The 10,197-nt window shown below is 71.8% G+C and carries 12 protein-coding genes; 3 read left to right on the top strand and 9 right to left on the bottom strand.

Going from position 1 to position 10,197, the window contains the following annotated elements; translation table 11 throughout:
• The 3 genes from VH969_RS28480 to VH969_RS28470 all read right to left on the bottom strand — a co-directional run.
• Positions 1 to 285: PAS domain S-box protein (locus VH969_RS28480; RefSeq protein ID WP_414638631.1), on the bottom strand; the 285-nt coding region annotated here is incomplete at its 3' end.
• A gap of 46 nt (positions 286 to 331) precedes the next feature.
• Positions 332 to 724 (bottom strand): ATP-binding protein, encoded by a 393-nt coding sequence (locus VH969_RS28475; protein ID WP_331979768.1) that lies wholly within the window; start codon positions 722 to 724, stop codon positions 332 to 334.
• Between the two features lie 105 nt (positions 725 to 829).
• Positions 830 to 1,477, bottom strand: a complete 648-nt coding sequence (locus VH969_RS28470) for a response regulator (protein WP_331979766.1) — start codon at positions 1,475 to 1,477, stop codon at positions 830 to 832.
• Positions 1,478 to 1,950: 473 nt separating this feature from the next.
• On the opposite strand from VH969_RS28470, the gene VH969_RS28465 reads away from it, so the two are divergent.
• Positions 1,951 to 2,193, top strand: coding sequence for a hypothetical protein (locus VH969_RS28465; protein WP_331979764.1), 243 nt, complete (start codon positions 1,951 to 1,953; stop codon positions 2,191 to 2,193).
• Positions 2,194 to 2,348: 155 nt separating this feature from the next.
• Here the strand turns inward: VH969_RS28465 and VH969_RS28460 are convergent, their stop codons facing one another.
• Complete coding sequence (locus VH969_RS28460; RefSeq protein ID WP_331979762.1) at positions 2,349 to 2,753, bottom strand: RidA family protein; 405 nt, start codon at positions 2,751 to 2,753, stop codon at positions 2,349 to 2,351.
• A 46-nt stretch (positions 2,754 to 2,799) separates the two neighbouring features.
• Here VH969_RS28460 and VH969_RS28455 point away from each other — a divergent pair, with 46 nt between their 5' ends.
• Positions 2,800 to 4,227, top strand: coding sequence for a hypothetical protein (locus tag VH969_RS28455; protein WP_331979760.1), 1,428 nt, complete (start codon positions 2,800 to 2,802; stop codon positions 4,225 to 4,227).
• A 4-nt stretch (positions 4,228 to 4,231) separates the two neighbouring features.
• Here the strand turns inward: VH969_RS28455 and phoU are convergent, their stop codons facing one another.
• Positions 4,232 to 4,903, bottom strand: coding sequence for a phosphate signaling complex protein PhoU (phoU, locus tag VH969_RS28450; protein ID WP_331979758.1), 672 nt, complete (start codon positions 4,901 to 4,903; stop codon positions 4,232 to 4,234).
• An 89-nt stretch (positions 4,904 to 4,992) separates the two neighbouring features.
• The gene (locus VH969_RS28445; RefSeq protein ID WP_331979756.1) at positions 4,993 to 6,399 is read right to left on the bottom strand and encodes a DHA2 family efflux MFS transporter permease subunit; all 1,407 of its coding nucleotides are present in this window, start codon (positions 6,397 to 6,399) and stop codon (positions 4,993 to 4,995) included.
• A gap of 66 nt (positions 6,400 to 6,465) precedes the next feature.
• Between VH969_RS28445 and VH969_RS28440 the strand changes: the two genes are divergently transcribed.
• Positions 6,466 to 7,074: a TetR/AcrR family transcriptional regulator gene (locus VH969_RS28440; RefSeq protein ID WP_331979754.1), complete on the top strand. Its 609-nt coding sequence runs from the start codon at positions 6,466 to 6,468 to the stop codon at positions 7,072 to 7,074.
• Here the strand turns inward: VH969_RS28440 and VH969_RS28435 are convergent.
• The 3 genes from VH969_RS28435 to VH969_RS28425 all read right to left on the bottom strand — a co-directional run.
• Positions 7,058 to 7,501 carry a response regulator gene (locus tag VH969_RS28435; protein WP_331979752.1) on the bottom strand — a complete coding sequence of 148 codons (444 nt, stop codon included), beginning with the start codon at positions 7,499 to 7,501 and terminating at the stop codon, positions 7,058 to 7,060. The genes VH969_RS28440 and VH969_RS28435 overlap by 17 nt on opposite strands.
• On the bottom strand, positions 7,494 to 9,128 hold the full coding sequence (locus tag VH969_RS28430; protein WP_331979751.1) for a sensor histidine kinase: 1,635 nt from the start codon (positions 9,126 to 9,128) through the stop codon (positions 7,494 to 7,496). Before VH969_RS28430 ends, VH969_RS28435 begins: the two co-directional genes overlap by 8 nt.
• Positions 9,125 to 10,197, bottom strand: a 1,073-nt coding sequence (locus VH969_RS28425) for a PP2C family protein-serine/threonine phosphatase (protein ID WP_331979750.1), incomplete at its 5' end; no start/stop codon positions are given. The genes VH969_RS28430 and VH969_RS28425, both read right to left, overlap by 4 nt.

Raw genomic sequence — 10,197 nt, 5'->3', positions numbered from 1 at the left:
GCCGTCCTTGCGCAGGCGCCAGCCTTCGTCTTCGAGGCGGCCTTCGGCGATGGCGGTCTTGAGCTCGCGGGCGGGTTTGTCGGCGGCGTTGTCCTCGGGTGGGTAGAAGACGGAGAAGTGTTTGCCGATGATCTCGTCGGGGCGGTAGCCCTTGATCCGTTCGGCGCCGGCGTTCCAGCTCACGATGTGGCCGCCGGTGTCGAGCATGAAGATCGCGTAGTCGACCACTCCCTGCACGAGCAGCCGGAAGTCCATCCCTAGCGGCGGTGGAGTGGTGTCGGACATGAGGCCACTGTGCCCGATGCGGACCGGCGGCATGGCACGGCCCTGGTTACGCCGGAAGCGGGTTCGGGGCCGCGGGAAGCTGACACCAGACGACCTTCCCGCGGCCCCGCCTCGACACACCCCACGAGGTGGACAGCCGCTCGACGAGCTGCATGCCCAGCCCGCCGGCGCCCGCCCGCCGGATGACCGGCGGCTGCGGGCTGTCGTCGCAGACTTCCACCCGGACGCCGTCGCCGACGTCCATCAGGCGCACCACGGGCTCCCCGTGCGCGTGCAGGAGAACGTTGCTCACCAGCTCGGACACCACCTGGGCGGCGTCCTGCCAGCTCCGGTGGCCCCAACGCATCAGGGTCTTGCGGGTGAACTCGCGCGCCATGGCGGCGCTGCGATGGTTCTCCGGCAGACGAACCTCGGTGTGCGTCAGGGCCTGTGCGTCCACGTGTGCACTGTCCGCCTTGGCCGCTCCTGTGGGGAGACGCAGCGGAGCCACGGCGTCTAGTGCAAATGCACCAGCCCGCCACCCCGTCATACGGGCGCCTTGGCGCTAGTCCAGCAGGCCCTCGCGGCGAGCGATGGCCACCGCTTCCAGCTTCGAGCGGGCGCCGAGCTTGTCGAGGATGCGCTGCACGTGGTTTCGCACGGTGTTGCGGGTTACCCCGAGCCTCTCGCTGACCTCCTCGGTGCTGGCGCCGCCGGCCAGCAGCACGAGCGTCTCCTGCTCGCGGGCGGTCAGCGGGGTGCCGGTGCCGCGGGCACGTCCGGTGAGCCGGTCGAGGACGCCGGCGAGCAGGCCGGGTCCGAACGCGACCTCGCCCGCGGCCACCTGCAGGACCGCCGCCTCGAGCTCCTCGAGCCGGGACGACTTGAGCACCAGCCCGGCCCCGCCCGCCTCCGCGACGCGCGTCGCGACCGCGGCGCTGGCCTCGCCGGTGAGCACGAGCACGCGGGCGCCGGTCGTGGACAGCTCGGCGATGGCGCCGATCCCGTCGCCGTCGGGCAGCCTGCGGTCCAGGACCACGACGTCCGGCTTGTGCCGCTGGGTCTCGGCGAGTGCCTCGGCGATCGACTTCGCCCGCGCCACGACCGTGATGCCGGCGGCCTGTTCCAGCGCCAGCCCGATCGCCTCGGCGACCATGTCGTGGTCCTCCACGAGCACTACGCGGTGTGGTGGCGTCGTCGCCGACGATGGCATGCGGTCGAGTCCCTGGAACACTGGTGAGATGGCGGGTTTGCCGAGTGGTGATGCTACCGCCCGGAGGACCAATCGGACGTGACCGACCACACGGCGAGCCGGGAACGATCCAGGCACCTGCTCCGTTGTACGTGTTGGTCGCTGCCTGGAGCCAGGAAGTAGCACGTGTTTTCCGGCGGTGTACTCCCCCAAGCACTGTCGATGTACACGAGCCTGCTTGCGCCGGCGACCCAGAACCGCCGGCCGGTCGGAACCCCCAGCCACCGGCCGGCGGTCCCAACCAGCCGCCGTCCGTCCACTTCGGACGGGCGGCGTTCTGCTACCGTTTCCGGCGTGACTGCCGGGTCGGCCCGCACGGGCCAAGAGCAGACGAGGTTCCCGGCCACGCCGTGACCTCCCGGCGGGCCAGGGGCCCGCCCGCGCCTCCTGACGCGTTCCTTCTTCCTGTGGGACAGCGGAAAGGAGGTGATCACATGTCTCACGTCTCCACTGCCGTCTGGCAGGGATTTCTCGCCGACCACGGTGACGGCCGCCCGTTCGACGCGGTCGTGGTGAAGGTGCTGCCCTTCGGCGCGCTCATCGAGAGCGGGCAGGGCGTGCCCGGGCTGCTACCGCGCGGCGCCTGGGCAGGCGAGCCGGAGCACGGCTCGACAATCTCGGTCCGCGTCGCGAACGCGGACGTCGAGCAGCGCCGGGTGAGCGTCGTTCCCGCCTGACGGCACGGGGTGCGGGGCAGGTTCAGGCTGCCCCGCACCATCGGGAGCGTACCCGGCGACCGCCGGGTCACGGTTTGCGCGCGACGCCGCGAAGCGCCACCTCGCCGGCGATGTCGGTGCGATGTCGGCGCGCGGCATCGGGTCCTCCGGCCGGGTCACTCCGCCGCCCGGTCGGCGGTGGGCCGGTGCGCGGTCACCTCGATCTCGATCCGCATGCGCGGGTCGGCGAGCCCGCAGACCTGCATCGTGGCCGCGGGCCGTACCTCGCCGAAGCACTCGCGCAGCACCGGCCAGCACGGCTCGAAGTCGTCGCGTTCGGGAAACAGGTAGCGGACGCGGACGACGTCGGCGAACCCGGCGCCCGCCTCGGCGAGCGCCGCCCCGATGTTCGCGACGCACTGCCGGGCCTGTGCCACGACGTCATCCACGATGGTCATCGTCGCGTAGTCGAAGCCGGTCGTGCCCGAGACGTGCACCCACTCGCCGTCGACGACGGCGCGGGCGTAGCCGATCCGCTCCTCGAACGACGACCCGGACAAGATCGTTCTGCGCTCGGTCATGGGCAGACCCTATGGTCGATCTCTCACCCTGCTTGAGGAGGACGACGTGGTCCACGAGATCGACCGGCGCACCCTGCTTGCCGGACTGGGGCTTGCGGGAATCGCCGGGCTCGCCACGCCCGGCACGGCCGCCGCCGAACCCGAGAACCCGCTAGACCTGGAGTTCCACATCCGCGCGAAGTACCGGCCGTTCGACCTGATCGCGCCGCGGTTCGTGCAGTACGACAGCGCGATCGGGCGGGTCCGCTCGGCGCTCGTCGACACCGGCGTGCGGCCGCGCGCACCGTACGGGTCGGTGCTCGTCGAGGTCCGCTCGCTCGAGGGCACGGTGTCCGCCGGGCTCGTCGGCAACCGCACGGTGCTCGGCACCTACGACGGCACCAACGTGACGATCGAGGTCGACGGCGCCGCCGTGGCGTCCGCACCCGCCGCGCTCACCGCGCCGTTCGGGTTCGCGGTGGTGGTCAACGAGAACGCGGTCACCGTGCTCGCCGACCCGACCGCGACCGGGACCGGGTGGCAGCCGCTGCTGACGGCACGCGACCAGGTGCGCGAGCGCGTCGACCTGCGCGTGCCGGACGTGCTGGGCCAGCTCAACTACGGCTACGGCGGCGACGGCGACGTGCTCATCGGCCGCGTGCGGGCCGGCTACTTCGGCCAGGCCGGCGTGCGCGATCCGCACGTCGTGCAGCACGCCGACGGCCGGCCGTACATCAAGAACGGCAAGCTGTACCTGACGATGACCAACGCCGGGCTGGGCTTCTTCCAGCAGGCGCACTGGGCGGTGTGGACGCTCGACCTGGCCGACCCGACCCGGCTCGAGCAGGTGGCGACGCTGTTCTTCGCCCGCGACGGGGTCGTGCTCGGCGACCACGCGGGCCAGATCGTGGTCGACCGCGGCCGGTTCATCCTCGCGATGAGCTCGTGGGGCGACTTCGACTTCAAGGGTGTGCACGTGCGGCACGTGGCGACGACGGCGAACGTGCTGTCGGGCGTCCACGTGCTGGCCACCGAGCAGCTCGCGCTGCCGACGACGGTGAGCTCGTGGGACCCGGCGCTGACGAAGATCGGCGGCAGGTGGCACGTGGCGTTCGTGGAGAGCCCGGCCCAGCAGCCGGCGTTCGTCTTCCACCCGGCTCTCGCGGCCGGCCCGCGCGGCGCGGACTACGACCAGGGCCTGGCACTGGTCGGCGCGGACACGTCGGTCGACCAGACCGAGGGCACGATCCTGCAGCGCTTCGGCTCGACGTGGTACGTGCTGGCGAGCGATGGCGACGCCCGCCAGTACAAGGTGTACGACCTGCGGATGCGGTTGCTGGGCACGCTGAACGCGCCGTACGGCACGAACATCCCGCATCCGATGACGGTGCCGGTCGACGGTAGCTGGTGGCTGCTGACCTTCGACGGCACGCAGTACGCCGAACCGGTCCTGGGCTACGGCGGCCACGGCGACTTCATCGTCATGCAGGCCTAGCCGCCTACGCCGCGGGGATCTCGCCCGTCACCGCGAAGTCCAGGCGCTTCGCCACCGACACGGCCTGGTCGGCGAAGCGTTCGTAGTAGCGGGCGAGCAGCGCGAGCGACATGGCGGCGGGCACGCCGTGCGACCACGCCGGGTCGGTGATCGTCGCCATGACGCCCGCGTGCAGCGTGTCGACGGTCTTGTCGGTCTCGTTGAGCTCGGCGAAGCAGCAGCCGTCGGTCCTGCTGACGAGCTCGGTCAGCCGGTCGGCCATCTCGACGGCGATCCGGCCCAGGTGGTCGAACGCGCCGGCGAGCTCCGGCGGGACCGCGGGCTCCGGGTGGGCGAGCCGCACCGAGTCGGCGATGTGCGCCGCCAGGTCACCCATCCGCTCGATCTTGTCCGAGCAGTACACGGCGGTCAGCACCAGGCGCAGGTCGCGGGCCACCGGCGCCTGCAGCGCGAGCAGCTGCTGGGCGGTCCCGTCGCAGCGGTCGCGGGCCCGGTCGAGCTCCGCGTCCGCCGCGACGACCCGCCTCGCCAGGTCGATGTCGTTCCGGGATACCGCTTCGCATGCCGATCGCATCGCGGTCGCCGCCAGCCGGCACATCTCACCGAGCTGCTCACGAAGCCCGCTCAGCTGGGTGTGGAACTCCTCGCGCATGCCGGGGTCGCCTCCATCAGCCACGTACGAACCAAACGAGCAGGATTACCCACGATGTCCGGCTGTCACACATCTGGGTCCGGAATTCTTTCCGAACTCCAGCCGCGCTCTACTCAGGCGCGCCGGGGGAGCGCCAGCGCGAGCACGGCTCCGGTCGCCACCACGAGCGCGCCGACGAACAGTGCCGGGGTCAGCCCGGCCACGAACGCGGCCGGTGAGCTGTAGTCGCCGTACGCGGTGAACACCGAGGCCAGTGCCGCCACGCCGACCGCGACACCGAGCTCGCGCAGCGTGTTGTTCGTGCCGGAGGCCACCCCGTGCGAGTCGGTCGGCACGCTCGCCAGGGTTGTCGCCGACAGCGGCGAGAACGTGAGACCCATGCCCACGCCGGCCAGTGCGAGGGGGCCGACCAGCGCGCCGAAGCCGACGTCCACGGTCGTGGCGAACGAGATCCACCCCAGCCCCACGGCGAGCAGCAGCTGACCCGCGCCGACCAGCACGCGCGGCCCGACCCGGCCCACCAGCATCCCGGCCAGGGGCGCGACCACCATCGGCGCCATCGTCCACGGCATCGTGCGCAGCCCCGCCTCGAGCGGGCTGAGCCCCTGCACCACCTGGAAGAACTGTGCGAGCAGGAACACCGCGCCGAACACGCCCGCGGAGAACACGAACGAGATCCCGCTGAGCACGCTGAACGTGCGCGACCGGAACAGGCGAAGCGGCAGCATCGGCGCGGCCGCCCGCCGCTCCCACAGCAGGAACGCGATCAGCAGCACGCCACCGCCGACGAGTGCGCCGAGCACCGGCGCCGAGGTCCACCCGTCGTCCGAGCCGTGCACGACGCCCCACACGATCGCGAGCACGCCGGCCGCGGACAGCAGCAGCCCGAGCGGGTCCAGCCGGCCCGCGCCACCGCGCGACTCGCGCAGCACGAACGCCGCGAGCGGCAGCGCGACCACGCCCACCGGCACGTTCAGCCAGAAGATCCACGTCCAGTCCAGCCCGTCGGCCACCGCGCCGCCGACCACCGGGCCGACCGCGACGCCGAGCCCGCTGATGCCGCCCCAGATGCCGACGGCCGCGTTGCGCATCCGCTCCGGCACGGCCGCCGCGAGCAGCGTGAGCGACAGCGGCATCACCGCGGCGCCGGCCGCGCCCTGCACCGCGCGGGCCGCGGTCAGCATCCACGGCTCCGTCGCCAGCGCGCACGCCGCGGACGCCGCGGTGAACAGCCCGATGCCGAACAGGAACAGCCGCCGCCTGCCCAGCCGGTCGCCCAGCGCGGACGCGGTGAGCAGCAGCGCGGCGAACGACAGCGTGTAGGCGTTGACGAACCACTGCAGGTCGGTCAGCGACGCGCCGAGGTTCGTCTTGATCACCGGCAGCGCGGTGGTCACGACCAGGTTGTCCAGCGTGACCATGAACATCGGGATGCCGACGGCGGCGAGCACGGCGGCGAGCGGGCGGGACGCGCGGCGCGGTTGTGGCGCCGGAGAAGCGTCGGCCAGGGCGGCGGTCATCAATGTCTCCAAGGTTGTTATCGACTGATAACTAAGAAGGTAGCTATCGACTGATAACATGTCAACATGAGCCCAGGGAGCAGGCCGCGACTGTCGGCCGCGGAGCGGACGGAACAGCTGGTCAGTGCCGCCGTGACGGCGTTCTCGGACACCGGCTACACGGGCACCTCGACCGACGACGTCGCCCGCCTGGCCGGCGTCTCACAGCCGTACGTGATCCGCCTCTTCGGCTCGAAGCAGCGGTTGTTCGTCGCCGGCGTCGAGCGCGCGTGCGAACAGGTGGAGGAGGCGTTCCGGGCCGCCGGGCCGGGGGAGCTGGGCGAGCTCGCCGAGGCGTTCCACGGGCTGCTCGAGTCGCGCGAGTTCCTCGTGATGCTGCTGCACGGGTTCGCGGCGAGCTCGGACCCGGCGATCGGCGACGTCGTGCGTGCGCGGTTCGGCCGGATCTACGAGCTGGTGCGCGAGCTGTCGGGCGCGCAGCCCGAGGAGGCGCGCGCGTTCCTCGCCACCGGGATGCTGCTGACCGTGCTGGCGGCGATGCGGGTCGTCGGCCCGGACGCGGTCGAGCCGCGGCCGTGGATGTCGGAGTTGCTCGGCTCGTTCGACAAGGGCTCCGGCGAGGGTTCCGACAAGGGCCCCGACGAGGGCTCCGGCGAGGTCAGCGAGGAAGCTTGACCACCGTCACGAAGAAGTTGTCGATGTGGCGGACGACCTCGATGAACCGGTCGAAGTCGACGGGCTTGCTCACGTACGCGTTGGCGTGCAGCCGGTAGCTGCGGACGATGTCCTCCTCGGCCTCCGAGGTCGTGAGCACGACGACCGGGATGAGGCCCAGCTCGGGGTCGTCCTTGAGCTCGGCCAGCACCTCGCGGCCGTCGCGGCGCGGGAGGTTCAGGTCGAGCAGGATCAGGCCGGGCCGCGGGGCGTCGGCGTACTCGCCCTCCTGCCGCAGGAACTGCAGCGCCTGCTCGCCGTCGTTCACGACGTGGAGGCGGTTGCGGATCTTGTGGTACTCGAACGCCTCCTTCGTCATCAACACGTCGCCGTCGTCGTCCTCGACCAGCAGTACGTCGACCACGTCGAGCGGGGTGGGCTCAGGCATCGATGTCCTTCTTCTCCTCGGTCGGCGCCGTCAGCACCGGCAGTGTGAAACGGAAGCGGGTGCCGGCGCGGTACTCGGTGTCGAGCCAGATCCGCCCGCCGTGGTACTCGACGATCTTGCGGCACATGGCGAGGCCGATCCCGGTGCCCGGATAGTCGCCCTTGCCGTGCAGCCGCTGGAAGATCACGAAGATGCGTTCGGCGTAGTCGGGTTCGATGCCGATCCCGTTGTCGGTCACCGAGAACTCCCAGAACTCGCCGTCCTGCCGGGCGTCGATCACCACGTGCGGTGGGTCCTCGCCGCGGAACTTGATCGCGTTGGACATGAGGTTCTGGAACACGGCGGTCAGCAGCGGCACCTCGGCGCGGACGGTCGGCAGCTCGCCCGCCTCGATCGTGGCGCCGGACCGCTCGATCGCGTCCGCCACGTTCGCCTTCGCCTGCTCGAGCACCTCGTTGCACGACACCTCGACGGCCTCGCGCACGATCCGGCCGACCCGGCTGAACGCCAGCAGGTCGTTGATCAGCACCTGCATGCGTTTGGCCCCGTCCACCGCGAACGCGATGTACTGGTCGGCGCGCTCGTCGAGGTGGCCGGAGTAGCGCCGCTGCAGCAGCTGGCAGAAGCTCGCGACCTTGCGCAGCGGTTCCTGCAGATCGTGCGACGCGACGTAGGCGAACTGCTCCAGCTCGGTGTTCGACCGCTCCAGGTCCTGGGTGCGCGCGTCGAGCTCGGCGTGCGCGGCCTTCAGTGCCGACAGCTCCTGCAGGATGCGCTCGCGCATCTGGTTGACGTCCGCACCGAGATCGCGCACCTCGGTCGGGCCGCTCTGCTCGACCTTGTGGGCGAAGTCGCCGCCCGCCACCGTGCGCACCTCGGCCGCCAACCGCGACACCGGCCGGATCGCCGCCCGGCGCAACCCCACCGCGAGCGAGACGACGATCAGCACGAACCCGATGGCGATCGCCACGCAGGCGATGTTGAGCGTCGTGGCGGCACTGTCGAGGTCCGCGGTCGCGCCCGCCCGCTCGTCGTCGAGCTCGGCCTGCAGCTGGTCGAGCGACTGCCGCACCGCCTCGAAGTACGCACGGCCCGCGTCCACGCTCGGCGTGTTCCCCGCGGGCCTGCCGGTGCGTTTTACCACGGCGATGGCGGGCGCCGCGTAGCTGGTGCGCCAGGTGTCGGTGTTGGCGCGTACCTCGCGCAGCGCGGCGGCGGCCGGGAAGTCGCGTACCGCCGGTTCGAGCCGCGCGATCGCGTCCTTCTCGGCGGCCTGGCCCTCGGTGTACGGCGCGAGCAGGATCTCCCTGGCGCCGAGCACGTAGCCGCGGACCCCGGTCTCCTGGTTGACGAGCGCGGCCTCCAGCCGCAGCGCCTCCCGGGCGGCCGGGTCGATCCGGTCCACGACCCGCGTCCGGGCGTCGGCGAGCGAGGTCAGGGCGAAGGTGCCGGCGATGATCGCGGCGAGGCTGAACAGGGCGAGGATGCCGACGCTGACGTTGATGATCCGGCGTAGTGGCCACCTGTTGGCCTGGGTCGGCCGTGCCGGCGGCGGGGCGACGGGCGGGGCCGGCGCCGCGTCGGGAACCTGCTCCGCGTCCTCGACCCGGCTGTCGAGCTGGCTCATCCGTCGTCCCGGGGCTTGTGGCCCAGCGCCACCACGGCGAGGTCGTCGTCCAGGTCGCCGCCGTTGAGATCGCGCACCCGGCCGATCACCTCGTCGAGCAGCCGCTCGTTGCGCTCGCCCGGGCCGACCCCGGGCGCCGCGTCGGCCAGCATCGACTCGACGAGTACGACGAGCCCGTGCACGTCGAGCCGCTCGACCCCGCCGCCCACGCGACCCTCGATCAGCCCATCGGTGTACATCAGGACCGACCATGCCTCACCGAGCGCCACCTCGCCCGACGGCCAGACGGTGCCGTCGCCCACGCCGATCGGGGTCCGCCGCGGCGTGTCGAGCGGGCGCACCCCGGCGCGCGTGATCAGCAGCGGCGGCGGGTGGCCGGCGAGGTAGATCCGCGCGGCCGTGCGGGACGGGTCGATCGAGAGCATGCACAGCGTCGTGAACAGGCTCGGCCGGTACCGCTCGCTCGAGAAGACCTGGTCGAGTGTGGTCAGCGCCTCGCTGCCGGCGTGCGCGGCGAGCATCATCGTCCGCCAGGCCACGCGCATGGACACGCCCAGCGCGGCCTCGTCCGGCCCGTGCCCGCACACGTCGCCGACCACCGCGTGCACCCGGCCGTCGGCGGACTCGACGACGTCGTAGAAGTCGCCGCCGAGCAGCAGCCGCTGCCCGCCGGGGGAGTAGCGGGCGGTGACCATCAGCGTGGGGTCGGCGACCAGCGGCGAGGGCAGCAGGCCCCGCTCGAGGCGGGCGTTCTCCTCCGCGTAGATCTGCGCCTCCCTCAGCTGGCGCTGGATCTCGTCGGCCCGCACGCGCTCGATGGCGTACCGGATCACCCGGTTCAGCAGCTGCCCGTCGACCTGCCCCTTGACGAGGTAGTCCTGCGCGCCGATGCGCACGGCCTCGCCGCCGAGGTACTCGTCGGCGAGCCCGGTCAGCACGACGACGGCGACCTCCGGCACGTGCTCCTGCAGCCAGCGCAGGCCGTCTAGCTCGTGGGTGTCCGGCAGCCCGAGGTCGAGTAGTACACACGAGGTCCCGGTGATGGCGGCTTTCGCCTCGGCGAGCGAGC

It is taken from the genome of Actinophytocola sp. (assembly GCF_036555685.1).
Taxonomy (GTDB): domain Bacteria; phylum Actinomycetota; class Actinomycetes; order Mycobacteriales; family Pseudonocardiaceae; genus Actinophytocola.
This window is presented reverse-complemented; position numbering and strand designations above follow the sequence as displayed.

What these genes read in the sequence shown, in the direction of transcription:
- VH969_RS28445 (WP_331979756.1), bottom strand. Translation starts at nt 6,399, where the DNA reads ATGACCGCCGCCCTGGCCGACGCTTCTCCGGCGCCACAACCGCGCCGC.
- VH969_RS28430 (WP_331979751.1), bottom strand. Translation starts at nt 9,128, where the DNA reads ATGAGCCAGCTCGACAGCCGGGTCGAGGACGCGGAGCAGGTTCCCGAC.
- VH969_RS28435 (WP_331979752.1), bottom strand. Translation starts at nt 7,501, where the DNA reads ATGCCTGAGCCCACCCCGCTCGACGTGGTCGACGTACTGCTGGTCGAG.
- VH969_RS28440 (WP_331979754.1), top strand. Translation starts at nt 6,466, where the DNA reads ATGAGCCCAGGGAGCAGGCCGCGACTGTCGGCCGCGGAGCGGACGGAA.
- VH969_RS28460 (WP_331979762.1), bottom strand. Translation starts at nt 2,753, where the DNA reads ATGACCGAGCGCAGAACGATCTTGTCCGGGTCGTCGTTCGAGGAGCGG.
- VH969_RS28470 (WP_331979766.1), bottom strand. Translation starts at nt 1,477, where the DNA reads ATGCCATCGTCGGCGACGACGCCACCACACCGCGTAGTGCTCGTGGAG.
- VH969_RS28465 (WP_331979764.1), top strand. Translation starts at nt 1,951, where the DNA reads ATGTCTCACGTCTCCACTGCCGTCTGGCAGGGATTTCTCGCCGACCAC.